Below are 22,697 nucleotides of genomic sequence, written 5' to 3' on the forward strand. Positions count from 1 at the left end.
ATCCCCCTCATCCCCCTCATCTCCTCCATCAATTACTTGCCAGACTTAACTGCGACTCTTGACGCGCACGCTTACCTGTAATCATCATTTTGACACCATTCGCAGGCGCAAGGGTAAGACCCCGACGGCGAGCTACTTCTGGTTTATGATCAGCTAAAGCGAGTTGATAGCGCGAAAGAATTGTTGCCAATACTATTTTCATTTCAAATATGGCTAAAGCTTCACCTAAACAGCGACGGACACCGCCACCAAAGGGTATAAATTCATAGGGGGAAAATTGGCGTTCGAGAAATCTTTCTGGCTTAAATTGCTGATGTTCTGGATACAAATCCTCTCGTTGATGGGTGAGAAACATACAGCCAATGACTACTGTATTTGGTTGTAGAGAATATCCTATGAGCTCAACAGGTTCTTGTACTACCCTGGGAAATGTCAACATAGCAACTGGCCGAATCCGCAAAGTTTCATTACAGACAGCAGTAAGATAGGGCAGTCGGAAAATGCTCATAGGGTCAGGAGCATCGCCCAAATTGTCTAGTTCTTGTAATAATTTGGTGTAGACTTCTGGTTTTTGGTGTATCCAATATAATCCCCAAGCCATCGCCGTTGCGGTCGTTTCGTATCCAGCAACTAACAGAGTAATCAACTCATCTCGCAACTCTTGATCGGTCATTTGATTACCCGCTTCATCTGTTGCGGACATCAGTAAAGAGAGAATATCTATGCGTTCAGGATTTGGTTTCTGGCGACGTTCGGCAATTTCTGCATAAAGTAATTGATCGAGTTTCTTTTGATCTCGGAGAAATTTTCCCCAGGGACTCCAAGCACCTAAATCTTTTTGTAAAGCAGGGAAAAACAGAAAGCTAGAAGTTAAAGGAGAGCGAAACAGATCCCCCATCAACTTTAATTGTTGCTTCAGTTGTTCGCAACGTTCTCCCTCATAAACACCAAACACTGTTTGTAAAATGACTTGCAGAGAAATCTCTTGGGTGGTGTTACGAGCCGAAAATATCTGATTAGTCGGTAATTGATTAAGTAATTTTTCAGTCAAATCACGTATTAGCTGACCATATGCTCGCATCCGATCGCCATGAAAGGAAGGCATAACTAATTGTCGTCGCTTTCTGTGGCGATCGCCATCTAGCATGACAATTGAATAGTCTCCTAATAAAGGCTGTAAAAGTTTATTTTCTTTACCAATGGCTAAAAACTTTTTGCGATCATTGGTTAATATTTCTTGTAAACCCTGGGGATGGTTCACAAAAACGATGTTGTTCCCAAAACCAATGATCCGGGCAGTGAAAAGATCGGGATATTGCTGGGCTGCACTTTCCATATATCCTACAGGATCAGCCACCCATTGGATTCTTTGCAGAAAAGGAGGCTTTTTCAGCTGATTGGGTAGTTGCATATCAAAAAAAGTGAATTCATGCCTGTGCTAAATATGCAGTGTAACTTTTTCTCCGCACCTTGACAAAGTAATTTCCGATTCGGTATTTGCTATTAAATAGCACCACTCATGAATACAATAAAACCCACCTACTTAGATTTATTGAAATCAAATACGCTTTTGGGTCAGCATATATCTATAGATGGTTGCAATATTGCGCGCATCGTCAATACCACGGTGGTGTGTACCCTTCAGTTCCATTCCTAAATGTTCCAGAGCCTGCGCCATACCAAATCTTTTAGATACGCTAAGATATTTGGAAAATTCCTCTTTAATATTTATATGTTCTGCACCGAAAGGATAAGGAACATGATGATATTTACAGTCTTGAATAAACTGACTTTTATCGTAATTCCCCCAAGAACAAAAAATATTATTAGGAAATGAACTCATCCATGCTTTGAGATTAGCGATCGCCTCGGTAAATTTAGGCGCTGTCTCAATATCTTGTTGCTGTATGCTAGTTAAATTTGTGCAGAAAGGTGTTAATTGCGGATTTCTCACAGGTTGGATAAACTGTTGAAACTCCGAATCAATTTCCCAAGTATTCCCATTGAGCATCACCGCACCAATTTCGATGATCTCCATTTCTTGACGCGGAACAGTCCCGCGATCGCAACAGGTAGCTTCTAAATCGATGATCAGATAATAGGGATAATTTTGATTGTTCATTTTAATAAATAAAAATATTTAATTTGATTTTTTGACCACTTGGCAATATTGTCTTTTGTACAGCCTGATAATACATATACTACATAGTGTAATGTATGAAATCAGGACTCTGCAAGCAACGCCGAGCAATTAATTTGAGGAAAAAGGTTTCAGCCAACCAAGTTGCATAGCAGCATCGAGTGCGATCGCAGCGATCGCAAACCACAATATACTCTCAAGCGCTAGGACAAGATGAGGTAAGAGAGAAACTGTAATATTCCCATCGGCTTCTATTTGAGTTAATCCTCTGACTAAACCAAAAGCAAACACACCACCTGCTTTTAGGTGAGGATTGTGATCTGTACGGATGATATAGCGGTAAGTAACACCAAATAGCAAGCCAGAGAAAGACGCGATCGCACCACTCAGCAAAAAATGTAAAGTTAGCGGCTCAATTAAGAGAGTTGCGAATAAGGAAAAATACTTTGCCAGCACTAAAGTGTTCACAAGACTAGTGGCAATAAAAGCTAAACCCAGCGATAAACCGCCAATTATCCCAGCTTTTAAGGATTCCAGGCGTTCCACCATCAATTGAGCATCTAAAATTCTATTCACAATTGTCCCACGCTTCCTTGCAAATCAACCAATAATACCAATTCGTAATTCGTAATACCCTACGGGAAGCGCAAAGCGCTACGTAATTCGTAATTAAGAAAGCTAGATTTCCCAAAGCTTTGGGAGGAAAGCATCTGTTGCCGAATTTTGGTGAATTCGTATAAGAGTTGCATTCCCCATTGCCCATTGCCCATTCCCCATTGCCCATTCCCCGTTCCCCATTGCCCATTCCCCATTCCCCATTCCCCATTCCCCGTTCCCCATTCCCCATTCCCCATTGCCCCTTTCCCAGTATGATGAATAGAAGAACTGTTTTGTAATCATTTTAAAAGTGGAACTATGGCGATTTTGACATTGGGATGGGTATCACTGTTGGTCGTATTCACTTGGTCAATTGCAATGGTAGTTTGGGGCCGTAACGGACTATAGAAGCATCGTGGAAAGTCCATTTCTGAGTATTTTGGCATTATTTGCTGTAGCGCTGCTAGTCGCAGTCACAGGAGGCGTTGGTTATTTAACTCTGGCAGATTGGCGCGATCGCCGTCTTCGAGAAAATGAAAAACGCGAAACCAAACGCAGTACTCCCAAGCGGAAGTAATTTCTGCTTGGTATACTACAGCCTAATTTTCTAGAGGCAAAAATTTTGTCTGAGGGGTAGCGATCGCTGCCTCTCAATCGTATTAATTTATACTAAATTTAATAAATTTGAGTTATTATACTTATTTCTAAAGATATAGATGTATAATTTGTATGTTATTATACGTATGTCTTTAGACACAAAACTTAAAAAATCTGTTACCTTCAGGGTATTTATGGGCATCTTAAATATAGAAGACTCGTAAGTATTTAAAGCCCTATTTGGCATGGAAAACTCCTTTTCGCTACAATCTTCAAACCCAAATACTGAGCAAGAAGCATATCAGCCAGATCAGAGATTTTCCCTCTATCAAGGCGATCAACATAGAGCTTTGTCTAAAGTAATTGCCCGTATCCGCGAATCTTTAGATATAGAAACTATCTTTAAAACTACAGTCAAAGAAGTGCGTCAGCTGCTCAATAGTGACAGGGTGGGAGTTTTCCGTTTTTACCCTGATTCGGGATGGGAAGGAGAATTTATCTATGAAGATGTGGCTACAGAATGGAGTTCAGCGCTAAAAGCAAAACTGCGCGATCAATGTTTTGCTACAGAATTTGCTGGGTTGTATCAGCAAGGGCGAATTAATGTCTTACATGATATCTATCAAGCTAATATTAGCGATTGTCATATCAAGCTCTTAGAAAGGTTCCAAGTCCGTGCTAATATTGCTGTCCCCCTGATGAAAGGTAAAGATTTATGGGGATTGCTATGTATTCATCAATGTAGTCAACCTCGGCAATGGCAAGCATCAGAAGTTGAATTTGCCCAACTCATTGCTGAACATTTAGGAGTTGCATTACTACAGGCAGATTATCTCGAACAAGTAAAAATACAATCAGCACAATTAGCGCAAGCAACAGCCAGAACCAAAGTAGCAGAATGGCAAAAAACTATAGCCAAAACTGTAGAAAAAATTCGTCAGTTTCTCGATTTAAAAAGCATTTTCCATGCTACCACAGAGGAACTGAGAAAATTGCTGAATGCCGATCGAGTTGCTATTTACCGTTTCAATCCAGATTGGAGTGGTGAATTTGTCTTTGAATCAGTAGCAGCAGGTTGGACTTCTTTAATTGAGGAACAGTCACAGCGTCCTGAATTAGGTGAAAATGTTAGCGAATGTAGTGTTAAAGATTTAGCCGAAATTCCCTTAGTTGATACTTACTTACAAGATACAGAAGGCGGACGTTTTACTAGAGGCGAAGTCTATCGAATTTGTAATGATATTTATCAAGCTGATTTTAGTGAATGTTACATTAACGTCTTAGAAAGTTATCAAGCAAAAGCTTATGTCATTATTGCTATTTACCACGGACAAAAACTTTGGGGTTTGCTAGCTGTTTATCAAAACGATAGCAGCCGTGATTGGCAAGAAGATGAAGTTTATTTACTGACTCAAGTTGGTACTCAACTAGGTGTTGCGTTACAGCAAGCAGAGTTTTTAGAGCAATCACAAAATCAAGCAGCAGAACTCACCAAAGCTGCTGAAAGACAAAGGGCGCTGGCGAATACCGTTGAAAAAATTCGGCAATCATTAGATATTGACATTATATTTAAGACTACTACTCAAGAAGTACGAGGATTATTACAAGTAGAAAGAGTCTCAATTTATCGTTTTAATCCTGACTGGAGTGGTGAATTTGTTGCAGATTCTATTGTTGATGGCTGGACAAGAATCATTCAACCACAATCTGTCACAGAACAGGCGCTTTTACCAGGAACACCACCAGGTAAATATGCGCGTCATGAAATATTTGTACCTATTTCTCAAGGCGAGAAACTTTGGGGTTTATTAGTAGCTTATCAAAACTCCCAAGCACGTTATTGGCAAAATGAAGAAATCAATTTGTTAGCGCAAGTAGGCGTACAATTAGGAGTAGCAATACAGCAAGCAGAAACCTTGAAGCAGGTGCAAATACAGGCGCAGCAATTGGCTCAAGCTGCTGAAAGAGAACGGAAAGCTACTGAAAGAGAGAAAGCTTTAGCTGCAACCGTGAAAAAAATGCGCCAATCGCTCAATCTTGATACTATATTTGCCACCACTACTCAAGAAGTGCAAAGACTATTAGAACTTGATAGAGCCACAATTTACCGTTTTCAAGAAGACCATAATGTTGAATTTGTAGCTGAATCATTAGTAAATAATGGGACAGTGAATCGGCAAGTTGTGCCTTTAATTATTAGAGATTATTTCCAACAAATTCAAGGCAGAGATTACCATAACAGTAAAATTCTGGCTATTAAAGATATTTACAATACAGAAGATTATACCAATCATATTTCTTTGCTACATCCTATAGTAGCTAGAGCCTATATGATTGTGCCAATTTTCCAAGGTGAAGAAATTTGGGGATTGCTGGCGGTATATCAAAATAGTAAATCTCGAGATTGGCAAGAAGATGAGATTGATTTACTAGTGCATATTGCCAATCAATTAGGCGTAGGAATTCAACAAGCAGAATTACTAGAACAAACGCAGCGCCAAAAAGAAGAATTGACACAAACACTGACAGAGTTGCAACGCACGCAAACTCAGTTAATTCAAAGTGAAAAAATGGCTGGGTTAGGACAAGTAGTTGCTGGCGTAGCTCATGAAATTAATAATCCAATTAGTTTTATTTACGGCAATATTTCCCATGTCACCGAATATACTGAAAACTTGCTGAACCTGCTGCGAATTTATCAGAAAAATTATCCTAATCCGAAAGCAGAAGTTAAACAGCAATCAGCAGAAATAGATATAGAATTTATCGCTAAAGACTTACCTAAGATTCTGACTTCTATGAATACTGGTGCAGAACGCATCAGCGAATTAGTACTTTCATTACGTACTTTTTCACGCCTGGATGAAGCAGATATGAAACCTGTGAACATCCATGAAGGTATTGACAGTACATTAATGATTTTACAACATCGCCTGAAACTGCAGGCTGATGGGAGTGGTATTGAAGTAGTGAAGAAATACTCTCCATTACCTCCAGTTGAGTGCTATGCAGCCGAGATGAATCAGGTATTTATGAATATTCTCAGTAATGCAATTGATGCAATAGAGAATGGAGTAAAAGTGAAAAAAACCATTGAGCAGCCTGAAATTTATATTTATACAGAACTGGTAGATGAAAATTCCATCCAGATTCGGATTTTGGACAATGGTTGTGGTATTCCAGAAAATATGCGATCGCGAATTTTTGATCCGTTCTTTACCACCAAGGAGCCAGGTAAAGGTACGGGTGTGGGATTATATATTAGCTATCAGATTGTTGTGGAAAAACATGGTGGTCAAATTCAGTGCTTTTCCGAGCCTGATAAAGGTTCTGAGTTCTTAATTCAAATTCCGATTAAACGGGCAGTCAGCTAAAAATATTACAATAGATAATAAACAGAGAACAGGGAATAGGCAGCAAGAATATGCCCTCTGCCTCATGCCCTGTTTTTCATATTGCTTGCCCCGGAAATGTTAAACTCGTAAACACTGGGGTTAAAGTGCCTGGGCTAAGTTTGACTTTCAGACAATGGTATTTGGCAATCGCTTCAATTACTCGTAAGCTGTTACGCATTTAAATTGTATATTTCGCACTCAGGTTGTCAAAAGTCCAGAGTCCATAGTCAAAGGCTAGCTTGGACTTTGGACTCTTGACCCTTGACATTCCTAACGCCAGAATATTTGATTTATGTGCGTATCAGCTTACATTCAAGCTCTAATTATCTTAATGAAAAAGTATCATTAATATTGCATTTTGAATTATTTATATGGTTACTCTATCTCCTAGCCTCAAAGCTAGACTCTCTCAACCCTTAAAAATCGGTGCTTTTGCAGTCAACAGCCGGGTTTTACAGTCACCTTTATCTGGTGTCACTGATTTGGTATTTCGCCGTCTGGTACGTCGCTATGCACCAGATTCGATGATGTATACCGAAATGGTGAACGCTACGGGGTTGCACTATGTGAAAGAGTTGCCAAAAATCATGGAGGTAGATCCCAATGAGCGACCAATTAGTATCCAGCTATTTGATTGTCGTCCAGATTTTTTAGCAGAAGCAGCAGTCAAAGCGGTAGAAGAAGGCGCTGATACTGTTGATATTAATATGGGCTGTCCTGTAAATAAAATCACTAAAAATGGTGGTGGTTCGTCGCTATTAAGACAGCCAGAAGTAGCAGAGGCAATAGTTAGAGAGGTAGTAAAGGCTGTTAATGTACCTGTAACAGTCAAAACCCGTATTGGTTGGAATGACAAAGAAATTACTATTCTCGATTTTGCCAAACGGATGGAAGATGCAGGCGCACAAATGATCACCGTGCATGGACGTACTCGCGCCCAAGGGTATAATGGCAATGCGCGTTGGGAATGGATTGCGCGTGTGAAGGAAATCTTATCTATCCCAGTGATTGGGAATGGCGATATCTTCTCAGTGGAAGCGGCGGTGAAATGCTTAGAGCAAACTGGTGCTGATGGGGTGATGTGTTCCCGTGGGACTTTAGGTTATCCGTTTTTGGTGGGAGAAGTAGATTACTTCTTAAAAACTGGAGAACTGTTACCGCCACCTACACCAATTCAGCGTTTGGAATGCGCTAGAGAACATTTACAAGCTTTATGGGAATATAAAGGCGATCGCGGTGTACGTCAAGCCCGCAAGCACATGACTTGGTACGCTAAAGGCTTTGTCGGTGCTGCTGATTTGCGCGGACAGCTAAGTTGTGTAGAAACTGTCAATCAAGGTTTAGATTTGATTGATCGCGCCATTGAACAATTGACTAAGGGTTATGAACCAGAATTAGATGCAGAATCTAATTTTGCTTTTGTTTCATAAGTTGTGATGCATTTAAATTGAGGCTACGCCAACAAGCCAAAATTTAAAATCTAATATCAATGACAAATGGGGAGGGCACAGCATTGCTGTGCCCTCCGAATAATTAATAGGTTGTAAATATTGTTTGAATTTAAATTGACTTAACTTGATGACGTTTATTCAAAGACAACCCTAACAATGTAGCAATTAATCCTAATCCTACCAAAGGTGTTGGTTCAGGAACACGTTTTGGTTGAGATGGAGTAGTTGGGGGTGTATATAAATTGCCATTAAATAAGTAATTATGAGACTCTCCATTTCCAGTTAAAGAACCTACAATTACGTTACCATTAACTTGACCGTTATTGAAATTGAAATTCGCTAAAGGTGCCAGAATACTACCTTGAATGCCAATTCCACTAGCAGTTAAGTTGGTGGCTTCATAGAAGTTGTAAATCACCTTTTGCTTATCTGTACCAATGATATTAAATCCAAAGTTTTGCATTGACACATTTGTACCACTAATATTTATAACGACAGTGGCATTTGCATCAGCTTTAATTTCAAAATAGTTGGTTTTGGAAACATCTGCACCTGAAAGATTAAACACATTAAAAGCACTACCGCTAGCAGCGAGGTTAATCGCACCCCAAGATTGAACTGTAGTTTTACCAGTGGGAGTCAAGCTTGCCAAAGATTGCGAGAGTGATCGCAGTTCTGCTGCTGCGGCATTAAAATCTATGGGATTGCCTTTGCTGAGAGTACCATTAGGGAAGCCAACATTGCTGGCAACATTGGCAACGCCTCCATAAACAGCATTACCGTGGTTTACTTGACTGTTACTTAAAGTCAAGTTCTGCCCAGCTACTACTACATTTCCGCTATTATTAGCCAGTTTACTTCCCAATCCACCCACAAAATTGATATTACCGCCAGCAGCTAGCTTACCTTCAATATCTGTATATTGCTGAGTTACATTTCCTAAAGAAAATACGTTGTAACTAGAGGCGATTCCTAATCCGGCTGCATTCGCTTTTTGTGATATACCCACAGATAGAGTTACAAGCATCGGTGCTGCTATCCCAGCACATAAATAGCTTTTGAATTTCATAATCTATTGTCTAGTAGATTTATTGATGTTCATAATCATCCTATGAGACAAACAATATCCGACATTCTTTGTTAGGAGAAATTTATTGCATTTTTTATGTGTGTTGGATTTAAATGTTATTCTTTTGAAGATTTTAATTTGTCAGTAAGCTTACTGTTGACTTGATTAACTAAAATTTTTAAATAAAATTTTCCGTAATTACCGATTGATTGAGTCACGCAATATTTTTCTTGTTTACTAACAAATACTATAATTTTCTATTTGATAACTTTGAGATTGGATAAGCTGAAATCTTCGCAACCAGTTATAAATCCGCCTGTTGCTTGGATTTGTTGCAGGTATTCAATGGCAGATTTAGTAATTAATTCTCCCGGCATTAATACGGGTATTCCCGGGGGATAGGGACAGATAATTTCGGCACAGATGCGATCGCAGGTTTTTTGCAGAGGTAAAGTTTCTGTAAAGGCAAAAAAAGCGGCGCGGGGAGAAATTTGCATAGAATTACCCAGCTTAAAAATATCATCCCATAAAATTAACGTCTTTTTTTCTGGTTGTGCTGGGTGCATCTGAGACAGAGTAGTAAAACCCTCAATCAATTTTTCAATATCAGCTTGGGTGTTGCCGTGACTAATAATAAAGGTGAGATGCTGTAATGAAGCGAATTCCGGCGTTACACCGAGCTTTGCGTCTAAAATTTCCTCAGCTTCAAAGCCAGTGAAACCCAAGCCGGAAACGGTGACGGTGAGGCGGGTTTGATCTAAAGCTACAAAGCCTGGTGACCTTACTCCCAACCCCTCTCCGCCAGCAGAGAGGGAAGTAGGTGCTGATAAAACCGATAAACCTGGAATTTGGCTAATACTTGTTCTAGCTGTATCTGCAAGTTGCAAAGTCCGAAACAGCAGTTGTTTGCCAGATAATGCCATTTGCTGACGTGCGGCATCGAGGGAGGCTAAAAGTACATAGCTGGGGCTGGTAGATTGAACTAATTGCAAAGCTTTACTGATGCGTTCGCTATCTATGCGATTGCCTTGAATGTGCAGCATAGAAGCTTGTGTCATCGCTCCCAGGGTTTTGTGGATGGATTGTACAGTTAAATCTGCACCTGCGGCTAAAGCTGGGGTAGGTAATTGGGGATGAAAGGTAAAATGTGCGCCGTGGGCTTCATCAACCAGTAAAGGGATATTGTATTGCTGGGTAATTTGGGCGATCGCTTTTATATCCCCACAAACGCCATAATATGTGGGGTAAACTATCATCACTGCTTTGGCATCAGGATGCTGTTGCAGCGCAGATTTCACAGTATGGGGTGTAACACTGTGGGCAATATCTAAAATTGGGTCATATTCTGGATTGAGGAAAATGGGAATTGCACCCGAGAGAATTAAACCCGCGATCGCAGAGGAATGTACATTGCGCGGCAAAATAATTTTATCGCCAGGATTACAGGTAGCAAGAATTGCCGCCTCAATCCCACAGGTGGAACCATTAACCAGAAACCATGTTTGGGATGCACCAAAGGCTGCTGCTGCTAGTTGTTGCGCCTGTTGGATTGCGCCTTGGGGTGCAAACAAATTATCTAAATCTGCTAATTCTGTTAAATCTGTGCGAAATACAGCTTTACCCAGCAAATCTGCTAAGGGTGCTGCTATTCCCTCCCCCTGTTTATGTCCTGGTGTGTAAAAAGGAGCATGAGGACGTGATGCCCAGATTTTTATAGCATCTAATAATGGTGTTTGGTTTTGATTCAGCATAAAAATTACAGAGGAGTCAAGGAGCAAATCAATTCAGAATTTCCAGTCAAACTGCAAAATCTGAATTTTCTGCCCCTCATCTCCTCTGTTATGAGCCAAGAGTATAATTACGTGCAATTATTATGGAGCTAAAGCGTTACCACGCAACAGACTACCAAGGGTTTTGGCAGTAATTTTCAGTTGAGTGATGGGGTTGGCAGGAACAACAGTCTTATACAGATAGCTGTCGAATGTGAGCTTTTGCACATCTAAGTCAGCACACATTTCTACAAACGCCTCGCGGGTAGCATCGGAGCGATAAAATACGGTTTGCAGAATATCCAACACCTTATAGGTGAGTCCGTATTTTTTATCCCAACGCTTCAGGTACAGCTTGAGGTCTTTTTCTGTGGGGATGATTTGGCCATTGTTGGATATTTCCACAATTGTTTCCGCACACATCCGTCCAGACTTAGCCGCAAAGTAAATACCTTCGCCAGAAGATTTGGTAACGTAACCAGCCGCATCTCCTACCAAAGCGACTCTACCCACAACCCGACGAGGACGGGGATGTTCGGGAATGGGGTGTGCTTCCACCTTGATGATTTTACCGCCTGCCAATTTTTCAATAGCACGGGCGCGAATACCTGCTTGTAACTGTTTAATGCTGGCTTTATGTACCTGCATTGTGCCAGTACCAACAGCTACGTGGTCATATTTGGGGAAAACCCAAGCATAGAAGTCAGTAGAAACGTCATTGCCAACATACATTTCGGCAAGGTCGTTATAGTAAGCCATTTTGTCTTCGGGGAGACGAATCCGCTCTTGGAAAGCGATCGCATAATTATAATCCCCTGCATCGATTTCTTTGGCAATCCGGGAATTTGCCCCATCTGCCCCAATTACTAAATCCACTTTTAAGGTTTTGGCAATCCCTTGTGCCGCACCTTCTGTATGGTCAACGTAATGGATAGTATAAGGGTCAGTATTGTTGGTGGGTATATCCAGTTTATGAACGGTGGCGTTTATTAAAGTTGCACCGAGTTTAGCTGCACGATCCCGCAAGAAACCGTCCAACACTTCCCGGCGGCACATTCCTATATATTCATCTTCATTTATCAGATTGATATCAACCTCACGATTTGAGGGTGAGATCATTTTCATCTTCCGCACTCGGCGATCGATAATCTCTGGTGGTAGGTCAAATTCACCCACCATACACAGGGGAATCGCACCCCCGCATGGCTTCGCATTATCTAGCTTCCGCTCAATCAGGTAAGTCTCAATTCCAGCTTTTGCCAGTGTTTCAGCGGCAGATGAACCAGCTGGGCCTGAACCAACAACAGCAACCCGTAGTGTCAAAGGTTTTCTCCCAATCTTGACATTTACCGAAAGCATCCTACCATGTACATTTGGCTCATTTCTCGCTCTGGCTTCTGGTTTTAAAGTAAATGCAATATTCCTTAATATTTCGATACGAATAGCCAGAAGGGATGAGGGATGAAGTATGAAAGATGAAATTGAATTTTTTATACTTCATCTTATAAGTTATGGAAATTTCTCCGTTAGATTTGCTGGGCAGAAGACTCGGTGTGATAGCAATTACTGGATATCAAAAGCACATTTCTCCCCGGAAAGGCTTTGTTTGCGCTCATCGAGTATTATATGGTGGTGAATCTTGCTCGCAATACATCAAGCGGGTAATTGCCGAAGATGGATTTGCAGCATTACCTGCCAAGTCCCGTCAGCGATTTCAAGCTTGTAAGGAAGCCAACCGCATTTTAAGGTCACAAGCTGAGGAATCAGAACCAATAGCCGAAGGGGAAGAGCAAGAGGAGAAATCACCCATACCAGGTAGAAAAGCTCAACAATCTTCCTCAACTAACAATACCTGTGGAGACACTACTGATTGTGCTAACATCACCGATGCTAGTTGCGACTGTGCTGAACTGCTGAATATGGCTCCTGATTGTAGTCCCTCAGATTGCAGCACCCCAGATTGCAGCGCTGCTGATTGTAATTCCTTGGATTGTAGTTCCCTAGATTGCAGCGCGGCTGATTGCAGTGTCCTTGATTGCGGTAGCTGCGGTAGTTAAAATCTTTGCCATGCAATCTAGCCCACAACCCATGCTCTATGGTATATATAAAACACGGTAAACCTAGCAATTAGCCGTAGATCAGATGCAAAGGGAAGGCAGCAGTGGGCATATTAGTTGAGAATGTATCCAAAAACTTTGGAAGTTTCAAAGCTATCGAGCAGGTAAATTTAGAGGTAAAGACTGGTTCTCTGGTTGCCTTGCTGGGGCCATCGGGATCTGGTAAATCTACGCTGCTCAGGCTAATTGCCGGGTTAGAATTACCAGATACAGGGAAAATCTACCTAACGGGTAAAGATGCAACTTACCAAAGCGTACAAGACCGGAACATTGGCTTTGTGTTTCAGCACTATGCCTTATTTAAGCATAGGACTGTTAGAGAAAATATCGCTTTTGGCTTAGAAATTCGCAAAGTCCCAGCAAAGAAAATTCAAGGGCGAGTAGAACAATTATTAGAACTAGTGCAATTAACTGGACTAGGCGATCGCTATCCATCGCAACTTTCTGGTGGTCAAAGACAAAGAGTAGCCTTAGCGAGAGCTTTAGCAGTAGAACCAGAGGTATTGCTACTCGATGAACCCTTTGGCGCGCTGGATGCGAAAGTTCGCAAAGATTTACGCGCATGGTTACGCCGCCTCCATGATGAAGTTCATGTTACCACTGTTTTCGTGACCCATGACCAAGAAGAGGCGATGGAAGTCTCTGACGAAATTGTGGTGATGAATAAAGGACGCGTCGAACAAGTAGGCACCCCCGCAGAAATTTACGATCATCCTGCTAGTGCCTTTGTCATGAGTTTTATCGGGCCAGTTAACGTTTTGCCTAGCTCTTCGAGTATTTTTCAAGAACAAAGGTTTGAAGCACCAAACCCTGAAGTCTTTTTGCGCCCGCAAGATGTCGTTGTCGAAAGAGTGGCTAACGGCACGACTACACCTGCAACAGTCAGCCGCGTCATCCATTTGGGTTGGGAAATTCAAGTGGAATTGAATTTAGATGAAGGGCAAGTAGTGATGGCACATTTAACACGCGATCGCTTTAAGGAATTAGAATTAGAACCTGAACAACGGGTGTATGTGAAGCCGAAAGATGCGAAATCATTCCCCTTGTATTATTCAATTTGAAGCCACTCACTCAATCTAGTAGTCTGCCAACCCAAAAATGTTAGGTGGAGGTTGGGTAAAGGTTAAAGGGAAAAGGGTAAGGGACAAAAACCTTTCCCCTTTACCCCACTGGCGTTGCCTTGGCATACTAGTTCGTTGGGGAAAGAGAAAGGGAGAAAGTTGAAATTAACCCCTTATCCCTTTCCCCACAATCTTTTGAGGGCATAGTCAGGGTAAGATTTCCAACTGAAATTTGATTTGGTTAAGCGTTTTGAAATCAAAATTGGTTTTGGGGAAAAGGTTAATGGTTAATGGTTAAGGGTTAAAGGTTTTTTATTTCCCTTTTCCCATTCCCCTTTTTCCCCTTAACCAACAAATATTGCTCAAGGTTATTGCTTGAGCTTTTTTGCCATTGCATCCCTTCACCCTTTCCCCTTTCCCCCTTCCCCCGTATTTCTTATTGCCTGACAAACATTGTGGATATTAATACGCTGTATATTAGTTTTTGATGACTGCTGTGTGTTGATGGGAGCAAACAGCTATCAGCTGCCAGTAAATGGTTAATAGTTCCAACTATTAGCTGTTGAGTATGGACTGTTGGGTGCTGAATGCTCTTGGCTTAAATTTTTATGTCAATTTGATGGAAAGAGGTAGAAAATCGTGAAAGGATTGGTGCGTTTATTAACAGTGTTTAGTTTGTTGCTTGGTTGCTGGGGATGGCTGGGAACAACTCAAGTTGCCCAAGCTGCCAATTTTAACAGTCTGACTATTCCCCAAGTCCCAGTTCTAGCAGTTGGGCAGAATAAGGCAGACGCTAAGTTAGGAACGGAATTTGGTAAAAAAATTGATTTGAACAATACCAACGTCCGCGCTTTTCAACAATATCCAGGGTTGTATCCTACTCTAGCTAAGAAAATTATCAAAAACGCTCCTTACCAAAAGGTAGAGGATGTGTTGCAACTAGAAGGATTGAGCGATCGCCAAAAACAAACTCTGCAAGCCAATTTAGATAAATTTACAGTTACAGAACTAGAACCTGCCTTCAACGAAGGCGACGATCGCTTTAACAACGGCATCTATAGATAACTGTTTTTGCAGTTAACTTGAGAAAATCACAGCCTATCTCTGCTATCAGGGTATGGCATTTCAACTGGGAGATGTACAGAGACAGGAGATTAATCTCTCCTAACTCTTACCTCTCCTGTTCTCATATAAAATCTTGAGCGCAAAAAATCAGGATACTAGCCCCTAGATATCTGGGGTTATTTATTTTGAATTTTGAATTCCCCAAAGGGGTTAACCTTGCCTGCAACAAATATTCCTAGCCAGTTTGATGTTTTAGTAGTTGGTGCAGGTGCCGCAGGGCTGTATACGGCACTTTGTCTCCCACAATCTTTGCGAGTGGGATTAATTACTAAAGAAACAGTTTCCCTCTCAGCCAGTGATTGGGCACAAGGTGGTATTGCCGCTGCGATCGCCCCGGAAGATTCCCCGACTCTACATATTGAAGATACAATCCGGGCTGGGGCTGGTTTGTGTGACACAGAGGCTGTGCAATTCCTCGCCGAACATGCCCCTAGCTGTATTCAATCTCTCGTTGATTTGGGCGTAGCTTTTGACCGTCATGGTAATGCTTTAGCCTTAACTTTAGAAGCTGCCCATTCCCGCAACCGCGTGCTTCATGCCGCCGACACCACAGGTAGGGAAGTCACCACCACCCTCACTGCCCAAGTACTGCGACGACCAAATATTTTAGTGATCCAGCAAGCTTTGGCTTTGAGTTTATGGATGACACCAGAGGGCGATGTCTCCGACGGGCTACGCCAACGCACTCAAGGCATTAGCTTGTTTTATCAAGGCGAAATTCAATGGATTCAGGCACGTGCAGTCGTACTGGCAACAGGTGGTGGGGGACAGGTATTTGCCCAAACCACCAACCCAGCTGTCAGTACAGGTGATGGAGTTGCGATCGCCTACCGTGCTGGGGCAATTCTCCGCGACTTGGAATTTATCCAATTTCACCCCACAGCCTTAACCAAACCAGGTGCCGATCGTTTCCTCATTAGTGAGGCTGTACGCGGCGAGGGGGCGCACCTCGTCGATGATGAAGGGCGACGTTTTGCTTTTGATTACCACCCGGCTGGCGAACTTGCACCGCGAGATGTTGTGAGTAGAGCCATTTTTAGCCATTTGCAACGGACAGCCGCAGATCCCGCCACTGCCCATGTCTGGTTAGATATGCGCCCCATCCCCCCAGACAAAATTCGGCATCGCTTCCCCAACATCATCAAAGTTTGTCAACATTGGGGCATAGATGTCTTTACAGAACCCATACCTGTAGCCCCAGCTGCCCATTATTGGATGGGTGGAATTGTCACAGATGTGATGAATCGCACCAATATTTCCGGTTTGTATGCCGTAGGCGAAACCGCCAGCACTGGAGTACATGGGGCAAATCGCTTGGCAAGTAACTCACTGCTAGAATGCATAGTTTTTGGCGCACAGATGGCTAATCTTGATTTGGCAGATGTAGAGTTGCAATCAGAAATACCCATGCTACCATTGCGAGAATTTCAGACTACTGAAAGTGAATGGCACAGACAGCAAGCAAGTATAGCAGCACTGCGGCAGAAATTACCCCGTCTAGTTTGGCAAAGCGCTGGTATTTGTCGTTCACAATCAGGATTAGAAGCCGCAATTACCACAATAGAATCTTGGCAACAAGATTTTGCTAATTTACCTGTGAGTCAATTTCTGCTATCTTTAAAAGCCACAGAACCAGCCAATTTACAACTACCAGATATAGAAAGACAACTGCGGTTGTGGGCAGAGACTCGTAATTTATTAGATGTAGCTGACTTAATTCTGAAAAGTGCAGTGTTTAGAACCGAAAGCCGGGGTGGACACTACCGATTAGATTATCCAGAACCAGAATTTGATTGGCAAGCTCACACACTTGTCCAACAAAACCATTGGTGGAAATCTCCGATTTTAAACTCTTAGCGAAATACTTGCTCAATCTCATAAGAAATCATTTTGACTTTCTTAGCGAGTACCGCTACCATGCTCACTGTCAGGGCCACCATAGTTAGGCGGAATATAAATATCTTTTGTTTCCTGGGAATTAGCTTTAGTGCTAGTTAAGCTTTCAGTACTATTCGTACTGAAGTGATTGGCATTCAAACTATTTAAGGCTGTAGTCGTATCAATATTCTTGAAAATTACCAAGTAACCACTGATTAACAAGATAGCAATACTTGTAACTCTTAGATGAAAACTAATAACTCTCGGTAAACTTTCGGTGTAGGATTTCATAGAATTTCTTAATGTTATTTTCAGTAGATATACGCATTTGGCTAGAGAATATTAAATTTTGATTAAACGTTTTTTAAATGAAAATAAATGAATTTTAAGCAGTAACTGATAGTAAAAACCTGCAGTGCTTAGGAAAAAGTAGACAAAAGAGCATAAAGCTTGTAAATGCTAAATTTTAGATTTTTTCAACTGAATGTTGACTTGGGATTTGCTGTACTACTAACTAGCAGACTGTGAGCGGAGTTGTGCATGAAATAACCTTGACATTTAATAAATACTAATTAGTTGTGTTTATAACATCGGTCAAAAGTAAGAGATTATTAGGGGCCTCCGAAGCACGTGTTTTTCTTAAATCTAAAATACTTAATACAATCTTAATATTGACGTATGTAATTTCTATGTTAACTGGAACACAAATCAAAAAAATAATGTGAATAATCTCCTAATTCACTAATGTTAAGAAATATATACATCAGTACAATCCCTAAATTCGAGGCTCAAAATACCTATGTTTTACTCTTGGCTACAATAGGCAAGCCAGAATTACAGTTAAAATACTGACAAGTATAAATATCACCTAAGTATAAATGCTGAAAAATCTTGGGAGATGAGGGAGGAGGGACAAGGAGAAATTATTATTCCCCAATCCCCATTACCCCTTATCCCCAGAGGGGGCCCCGAGTTCCCCAATCCCCAGTCCCCAGTCCCCAATCCCCAATCCCCAATCCCCAGTCCCCATTACCCCTTATCCCCAGAGGGGGCCCCGAGTTCCCCAATCCCTATTTATATTAAGTATTTAGAATAACTGTAAAAAATTGCTGCAAATTCAGCTTGCTTTCTTGAATTTTGTTGGCAAATATTCAGATCATATTTTAATAATCAACAAGTTTTAGGAGCGAATCAGTTGCTTACTTCGACCTTACTTGCCGCTACCACTGTGCCCACCACTCTACAATGGAGTCCCTCCATTGGGATCATCATGATTTTGGCGAATATCGCTGCCATTGCCTTTGGTAAGTCAAGCATCAAATATCCTAATGTAGGGCCGGCTCTACCTTCACCCAATTTGTTTGGTGGTTTTGGTTTACCTGCACTATTAGCAACTACCGCCTTTGGTCATATCTTAGGAACAGGTATTATTTTAGGCCTGCATAATCTGGGAAGATTTTAGGCTGGGATATATTTGATAACTCTTTTGTCTCCAATCATTAAGCCAGAGAATTGAATCTCTGGCTTTTCTTTGTTCATTACCAAGTTGCATAAAATTGTCACAACTACTTTGTTTACAGTAGTTTTTTAGTATTAATAAATACTCAGTTTTTGGGATTTTAACTTATTAAGTTGCTATACAGGCATTGGAGCCAAACCATGCAACTGACGTACAGCATTAATACAGATTGAACAATCACAGCCAAACAATTTTATGGCTTCATCACTTTCTGCATCCGTAAATTCCAATTCCGCAGGCTGATTTGGTGATTGTAGTTGCGCTACTTTCACCTCTGAGTTAGCAGGAGTCGCAGAAGCATTGCTAACCTGGATACATACCTGTTTTGCTGTTGCTGAGTGCGGGGAACGTACACAAGATAGATGAGTACCCACTGGGGTAACTGTTTGTCCATGAGCTGGTTTAGTCATCATGACCATAGACAGCATAGACATAAACACTGCTGGGGTGGAAAGCAAGGATAGGACAAATTTTTTGTTCATTAGTTCTCCAACATTGGTAATGAAAGATGAATTTTATCTTTTCACACAATTGGTGAGCGATCAGTCTATCTTATACAGATTCTTCAGAAATGGCTTGAGGCTTATTGTAAAAATCGAGTCAGAAGCAAATCGGTTTTAGTTGAGGATAATCTGATGCTTCCTGAGCCACTTATACTACTTGAAAATTCAAAATACCCTGCGGGTTCGCTGTTCGACGAAAATGTTCCCGTAACCTATGGAGAAGTCAGCTACGCGTAGCGTCTTTGAAAGCAAAAGAGTAAGCAGTTTGTTGATTGTAAATGCTCTGTTGATTTAAGCGGTGCTATACTATAGCACTCATATTTGATTTTGAAGTTTACGTAGGATGCGTTAGCGATAGCGTAACGCATCACTGCCAAAGCTTTTAGCACGTTACTAATTACCATAAAAGTTTTAACGAAAAATATCGTATTTTCTACCCTAAGCTTTTCTACTGTACAACATAGATTTTTACGGCTATCAGCAATTGAGCCAGTTGCGAGCTTTTGATTTTAAATTAGCTGTACTGCCATAGATGATTATTTTTGCACAATTTGAAATTATCTATTTCTGTAAATTTCATTAATCACGATATCTTTGATACTGAAGTAAATAATTAATGAAGTTAATAAAAATTGGGCTAATTGTAAAATTGGATCTAATCGCCAGCCTTGAAAGACAAAAATAAATCCACAGAGCAACATGATACTAGGAATTAATAATGCTTGTAGCAGGTAAATTATAAAAGCTATACTTCCTAGTCTGTTAGCACGTTTAAATAATAAAAAAACCATAAATCCCATGTAAAATATAGCAAAAATAATATAGATAAAACCTAGTAAGCTAGCTATATTTAAACCAGAATAAATCTGCATAACAAATTCCTAAAGTCGTAACGCACAAAAACCAGTGCTATAGGTGCGTTAACGATAGCGTAACGCAGCCTACATAAGTTTCAAAAATCAAATATCAGTTCTATAGATGTTGAAATCTATAATTAATTGTTTACTCATTTTATTGCTGCTTTTCTACATTATTTTTAAATTATGCTGTCAGTTTTTTGCTAGAAGCTATCTATTTTTTAATTTAGTAACCAAATTAGATATCACAGTTTTTATCTGTCGCTACATTAGTAGGAAAAAAATTACTGTGAATAAGCTAGTAAAACAAGGCAAAAGTAAAAAGTAAAAAGTAAAAAGAAAGAATAGTTATAGTACAAGCCTTTTGGCAATTACAGAGGGTCTGTTTATTTACGCCGACTTGTACTAGTTAATTTTGAATTTTGAATTTTGAATTTCCAATAAGCAAGTAAATTTTTTATGTTTTCTCATCATTTTAAATGTGTAAAATACTTCAGCAAGCTTACCTCTTTTTAGGTTGTGAAGGATTTCGCTGGGAAGACATATCTGCTTGTAGTTCTTGTCTACCATTGTTGACAATTCGCAACATATCTTTAAGATCCTGTTCAATGCCTTCTAAGACGCTATCAGCATATTGATCGGCCCCGTTTTCAATTTCTTGAGCTTGTGCGATCGCAGTTTGTCGCATTTCCTCTAACTCTTGCATACAAGCACGCTGTTTTTGCTCAATTTCAGCCAAAGTTTCTTGCATCAGAGCATCACACTCTTGCTGTACTTGCCGTCTTAGCTGTTCAGCTTCTCGCTCTGCCTGTCTGATAATATCGCTTTCAGCTAAGATTTGCGCCCGTTTAGCTTGGGCGGCTTCTACAACTTGCTGGCCATACTCTTCTGCTTCTAGCAGAATTTCTTCTTTTTGGTCGAGGATTGTGGCTGCTTCTTGAAACACAGCTGGTAAAGAAACTCTGATGAAATCTAGCTGTTCTAGTAGCTTTTCTTCATCTACTAGGGTGCGTCCAGTTAGGGGAATTCGCAAGCTAGAAAGAATAATTTCTTCTAGTCGATTCAGTTCCTGGAGAATATCTATATTTCCCGCTCCTTCGGTATATTCTTGAGGGGCGTGATTGTTTCCGTTGTGATTGGGTTCAACATTTGAGAGTTGTGGTTGTAGCATTGGTATATTTCTAGGGCAATGTGTGGGGGAACGAGATGATCGACAGAGCCACCAAACCTTGCAATCTCTTTTACCACACTACTACTTAAAAAACTATACTCATTTGAGGTTGCTAGAAAAACAGTCTCTATTTGAGTTGACAGTGTTTTATTAGTATGAGCCATCTGAAGTTCAATTTCAAAGTCTGAAACGGCCCGTAAACCCCTTAATAACACTTGTGCTTGGCGCATTTGGACGTAATTGACCGTTAAACCATCAAAGCTGTCTACATCCACATTAGGTAAATGTTGTGTAGATAGCCGAATTTGTTCTAGCCGTTGCTGCACACTAAACAATGGTGTTTTATTAGGGTTACGCAAAACAGCTACAATTACTCGCTCAAACAGCCGACTACCGCGCTGAATGATATCCAGATGTCCTAATGTTATGGGGTCAAAGCTACCAGGGTAAATAGCAATCACAATCGTAGATACATCAAAGTTATGTAGGTGATTATATCGGAACCTGCCTCCAAACCTTTGAGTATGAGGAAACTACTAATTTTCAATAGCAAAATTGCTACTCAGTGTTTATTATAAACTGCCTATATCAGCATATTAGTAAACTTTTATTTTATTTATAGAAATCCTCTGTGAGTGCAGAAATTATTTGCGTAAGGAGGAAATCAGCAACAAAAAATCTATTGATAGTGAATTTTTCATAAATCAAATATTAGCAATGTATAGCTTAATATTTTGCTAAACTAGCCCTCTCCACTTGTTATTTACTACAAAAGTCAGATGCATATTTCATTTAAATCAGTATCTTTTAGGACTGGAGTATTTTTGATCACAGACAATCTTTACTTTATATAGTTCTAATGAAGTATTTTAATCTCTCTAAATGAACGGTATAAATGGAATATGAAAACACGAAATATTTTAATTTTATTTTTAATATTCAAAAACAGTTTTTATGAATATGTTTACTGTAAAGATGTTTGTCACATTTAATTTGTATTCAAGTAGATTTTTCATATTCACAAGATGATAGGGAGTGACCTGATGACAGATATTAATCGAGACGAACTTCGCAAATTTATTTATCCTCACAGTCGTTATTACGGTTCTTTTAAGGCAGAAACCTTAGTTTTTAATGCTAACTTGCAAGAATTTGCTCAAAGAGTAGGCTATATAAGTGTTTTAGAAACATCTGGAAAACTCTCAACAGAAGAAGCCTACAGACAGATTCAATCACTTTGGAAGGAGTTGAAGCGCAGCAAAAAAGAGTTGGGGGTTGGAGAAGAAAATTCAGATGCTAGTTAAAGTTAGAAGCTAATCAGCATCGAATGTGTATAATTAGGGAGGGCAAGATGCCCACCCCACAAAATTGTGATGCCATTAAAATATGCAAATTATAGATAGGGGAGATAAAAGTGGTGTGGATGTTACTCCCACTTCATTGCCACA

The 22,697-nt window shown here is 40.4% G+C and carries 22 protein-coding genes; 10 read left to right on the plus strand and 12 right to left on the minus strand.

Going from position 1 to position 22,697, the window contains the following annotated elements; translation table 11 throughout:
- Positions 1–28: 28 nt before the first annotated feature.
- The 4 genes from HGR01_RS36440 to HGR01_RS36455 all read right to left on the minus strand — a co-directional run bounded on the left by HGR01_RS36440 (position 29) and on the right by HGR01_RS36455 (position 2,994).
- Positions 29–1,411: a cytochrome P450 gene (locus HGR01_RS36440; protein ID WP_045867680.1), complete on the minus strand. Its 1,383-nt coding sequence runs from the start codon at positions 1,409–1,411 to the stop codon at positions 29–31.
- A 147-nt stretch (positions 1,412–1,558) separates the two neighbouring features.
- Positions 1,559–2,122 (minus strand): 3'-5' exonuclease, encoded by a 564-nt coding sequence (locus HGR01_RS36445; protein ID WP_045867681.1) that lies wholly within the window; start codon positions 2,120–2,122, stop codon positions 1,559–1,561.
- A gap of 129 nt (positions 2,123–2,251) precedes the next feature.
- Positions 2,252–2,689: a hypothetical protein gene (locus HGR01_RS36450; RefSeq protein ID WP_045868797.1), complete on the minus strand. Its 438-nt coding sequence runs from the start codon at positions 2,687–2,689 to the stop codon at positions 2,252–2,254.
- An 86-nt stretch (positions 2,690–2,775) separates the two neighbouring features.
- A complete protein-coding gene (locus HGR01_RS36455; protein ID WP_155538917.1) occupies positions 2,776–2,994 on the minus strand; it encodes a hypothetical protein in 219 nt (72 codons plus the stop codon).
- Positions 2,995–3,055: 61 nt separating this feature from the next.
- On the opposite strand from HGR01_RS36455, the gene petN reads away from it, so the two are divergent.
- The 4 genes from petN (at position 3,056) to dusB (ending at position 8,159) form a co-directional block, all read left to right on the plus strand.
- Entirely contained in the window at positions 3,056–3,145 is a 90-nt protein-coding gene (gene petN / locus HGR01_RS36460) for a cytochrome b6-f complex subunit PetN (RefSeq protein ID WP_010998401.1), read from the plus strand.
- Positions 3,146–3,152: 7 nt separating this feature from the next.
- Positions 3,153–3,314, plus strand: coding sequence for a hypothetical protein (locus tag HGR01_RS36465; protein WP_096621953.1), 162 nt, complete (start codon positions 3,153–3,155; stop codon positions 3,312–3,314).
- Positions 3,315–3,579: 265 nt separating this feature from the next.
- Positions 3,580–6,708: a GAF domain-containing protein gene (locus HGR01_RS36470; protein ID WP_045867683.1), complete on the plus strand. Its 3,129-nt coding sequence runs from the start codon at positions 3,580–3,582 to the stop codon at positions 6,706–6,708.
- Between the two features lie 392 nt (positions 6,709–7,100).
- Positions 7,101–8,159 carry a tRNA dihydrouridine synthase DusB gene (gene dusB / locus HGR01_RS36475; protein WP_045867684.1) on the plus strand — a complete coding sequence of 353 codons (1,059 nt, stop codon included), beginning with the start codon at positions 7,101–7,103 and terminating at the stop codon, positions 8,157–8,159.
- A 130-nt stretch (positions 8,160–8,289) separates the two neighbouring features.
- Here dusB and HGR01_RS36480 read toward each other — a convergent pair whose 3' ends face one another.
- The 3 genes from HGR01_RS36480 to chlP all read right to left on the minus strand — a co-directional run bounded on the left by HGR01_RS36480 (position 8,290) and on the right by chlP (position 12,341).
- The gene (locus HGR01_RS36480; protein ID WP_052335033.1) at positions 8,290–9,249 is read right to left on the minus strand and encodes a choice-of-anchor A family protein; all 960 of its coding nucleotides are present in this window, start codon (positions 9,247–9,249) and stop codon (positions 8,290–8,292) included.
- Positions 9,250–9,506: 257 nt separating this feature from the next.
- Complete coding sequence (locus HGR01_RS36485; RefSeq protein WP_045867685.1) at positions 9,507–11,000, minus strand: aminotransferase class I/II-fold pyridoxal phosphate-dependent enzyme; 1,494 nt, start codon at positions 10,998–11,000, stop codon at positions 9,507–9,509.
- Between the two features lie 120 nt (positions 11,001–11,120).
- Positions 11,121–12,341, minus strand: a complete 1,221-nt coding sequence (gene chlP / locus HGR01_RS36490; protein ID WP_045868799.1) for a geranylgeranyl reductase — start codon at positions 12,339–12,341, stop codon at positions 11,121–11,123.
- Positions 12,342–12,529: 188 nt separating this feature from the next.
- Between chlP and yidD the strand changes: the two genes are divergently transcribed.
- The 4 genes from yidD to nadB all read left to right on the plus strand — a co-directional run bounded on the left by yidD (position 12,530) and on the right by nadB (position 17,178).
- Positions 12,530–13,075 carry a membrane protein insertion efficiency factor YidD gene (gene yidD / locus HGR01_RS36495; protein ID WP_045867686.1) on the plus strand — a complete coding sequence of 182 codons (546 nt, stop codon included), beginning with the start codon at positions 12,530–12,532 and terminating at the stop codon, positions 13,073–13,075.
- A 104-nt stretch (positions 13,076–13,179) separates the two neighbouring features.
- Positions 13,180–14,196, plus strand: coding sequence for a sulfate/molybdate ABC transporter ATP-binding protein (locus HGR01_RS36500; RefSeq protein WP_045867687.1), 1,017 nt, complete (start codon positions 13,180–13,182; stop codon positions 14,194–14,196).
- A gap of 639 nt (positions 14,197–14,835) precedes the next feature.
- Positions 14,836–15,261 carry a photosystem II complex extrinsic protein PsbU gene (gene psbU / locus HGR01_RS36505; RefSeq protein ID WP_045867688.1) on the plus strand — a complete coding sequence of 142 codons (426 nt, stop codon included), beginning with the start codon at positions 14,836–14,838 and terminating at the stop codon, positions 15,259–15,261.
- Positions 15,262–15,477: 216 nt separating this feature from the next.
- Complete coding sequence (gene nadB, locus HGR01_RS36510; protein ID WP_045867689.1) at positions 15,478–17,178, plus strand: L-aspartate oxidase; 1,701 nt, start codon at positions 15,478–15,480, stop codon at positions 17,176–17,178.
- A gap of 42 nt (positions 17,179–17,220) precedes the next feature.
- Here the strand turns inward: nadB and HGR01_RS36515 are convergent, their stop codons facing one another.
- The gene (locus HGR01_RS36515) at positions 17,221–17,490 is read right to left on the minus strand and encodes a hypothetical protein (protein WP_052335035.1); all 270 of its coding nucleotides are present in this window, start codon (positions 17,488–17,490) and stop codon (positions 17,221–17,223) included.
- A 904-nt stretch (positions 17,491–18,394) separates the two neighbouring features.
- On the opposite strand from HGR01_RS36515, the gene psaK reads away from it, so the two are divergent.
- Positions 18,395–18,661, plus strand: coding sequence for a photosystem I reaction center subunit PsaK (gene psaK, locus HGR01_RS36520; protein ID WP_045867691.1), 267 nt, complete (start codon positions 18,395–18,397; stop codon positions 18,659–18,661).
- Positions 18,662–18,834: 173 nt separating this feature from the next.
- On the opposite strand, the gene HGR01_RS36525 is transcribed toward psaK, so the two are convergent.
- From HGR01_RS36525 to coaD, 4 genes are all read right to left on the minus strand, one after another.
- Positions 18,835–19,200 carry a hypothetical protein gene (locus tag HGR01_RS36525; RefSeq protein WP_071989330.1) on the minus strand — a complete coding sequence of 122 codons (366 nt, stop codon included), beginning with the start codon at positions 19,198–19,200 and terminating at the stop codon, positions 18,835–18,837.
- Between the two features lie 578 nt (positions 19,201–19,778).
- Positions 19,779–20,093 (minus strand): Ycf66 family protein, encoded by a 315-nt coding sequence (locus HGR01_RS36530; protein WP_045867694.1) that lies wholly within the window; start codon positions 20,091–20,093, stop codon positions 19,779–19,781.
- Positions 20,094–20,580: 487 nt separating this feature from the next.
- Positions 20,581–21,249 carry a hypothetical protein gene (locus HGR01_RS36535; RefSeq protein WP_071989331.1) on the minus strand — a complete coding sequence of 223 codons (669 nt, stop codon included), beginning with the start codon at positions 21,247–21,249 and terminating at the stop codon, positions 20,581–20,583.
- Positions 21,159–21,710: a pantetheine-phosphate adenylyltransferase gene (gene coaD, locus HGR01_RS36540; protein ID WP_045867695.1), complete on the minus strand. Its 552-nt coding sequence runs from the start codon at positions 21,708–21,710 to the stop codon at positions 21,159–21,161. Before coaD ends, HGR01_RS36535 begins: the two co-directional genes overlap by 91 nt.
- 582 nt (positions 21,711–22,292) lie before the next feature.
- Between coaD and HGR01_RS36545 the strand changes: the two genes are divergently transcribed.
- On the plus strand, positions 22,293–22,553 hold the full coding sequence (locus tag HGR01_RS36545) for a hypothetical protein (protein WP_045867696.1): 261 nt from the start codon (positions 22,293–22,295) through the stop codon (positions 22,551–22,553).
- Positions 22,554–22,697 lie beyond the last annotated feature (144 nt).

It is taken from the genome of Tolypothrix sp. PCC 7712 (assembly GCF_025860405.1).
GTDB lineage: Bacteria > Cyanobacteriota > Cyanobacteriia > Cyanobacteriales > Nostocaceae > Aulosira > Aulosira diplosiphon.

Excerpts from the sequence above, each read along its gene's own strand:
- HGR01_RS36445 (WP_045867681.1), bottom strand. The coding sequence starts at position 2,122 with ATGAACAATCAAAATTATCCCTATTATCTGATCATCGATTTAGAAGCT.
- petN (WP_010998401.1), top strand. The coding sequence starts at position 3,056 with ATGGCGATTTTGACATTGGGATGGGTATCACTGTTGGTCGTATTCACT.
- HGR01_RS36455 (WP_155538917.1), bottom strand. The coding sequence starts at position 2,994 with ATGGGGAATGGGGAATGGGGAACGGGGAATGGGGAATGGGGAATGGGG.
- HGR01_RS36470 (WP_045867683.1), top strand. The coding sequence starts at position 3,580 with ATGGAAAACTCCTTTTCGCTACAATCTTCAAACCCAAATACTGAGCAA.
- HGR01_RS36480 (WP_052335033.1), bottom strand. The coding sequence starts at position 9,249 with ATGAAATTCAAAAGCTATTTATGTGCTGGGATAGCAGCACCGATGCTT.
- HGR01_RS36535 (WP_071989331.1), bottom strand. The coding sequence starts at position 21,249 with ATGCTACAACCACAACTCTCAAATGTTGAACCCAATCACAACGGAAAC.
- HGR01_RS36525 (WP_071989330.1), bottom strand. The coding sequence starts at position 19,200 with ATGAACAAAAAATTTGTCCTATCCTTGCTTTCCACCCCAGCAGTGTTT.
- dusB (WP_045867684.1), top strand. The coding sequence starts at position 7,101 with ATGGTTACTCTATCTCCTAGCCTCAAAGCTAGACTCTCTCAACCCTTA.
- HGR01_RS36545 (WP_045867696.1), top strand. The coding sequence starts at position 22,293 with ATGACAGATATTAATCGAGACGAACTTCGCAAATTTATTTATCCTCAC.
- HGR01_RS36530 (WP_045867694.1), bottom strand. The coding sequence starts at position 20,093 with ATGCAGATTTATTCTGGTTTAAATATAGCTAGCTTACTAGGTTTTATC.
- HGR01_RS36485 (WP_045867685.1), bottom strand. The coding sequence starts at position 11,000 with ATGCTGAATCAAAACCAAACACCATTATTAGATGCTATAAAAATCTGG.
- HGR01_RS36450 (WP_045868797.1), bottom strand. The coding sequence starts at position 2,689 with ATGGTGGAACGCCTGGAATCCTTAAAAGCTGGGATAATTGGCGGTTTA.
- yidD (WP_045867686.1), top strand. The coding sequence starts at position 12,530 with ATGGAAATTTCTCCGTTAGATTTGCTGGGCAGAAGACTCGGTGTGATA.
- HGR01_RS36440 (WP_045867680.1), bottom strand. The coding sequence starts at position 1,411 with ATGCAACTACCCAATCAGCTGAAAAAGCCTCCTTTTCTGCAAAGAATC.
- HGR01_RS36515 (WP_052335035.1), bottom strand. The coding sequence starts at position 17,490 with ATGAAATCCTACACCGAAAGTTTACCGAGAGTTATTAGTTTTCATCTA.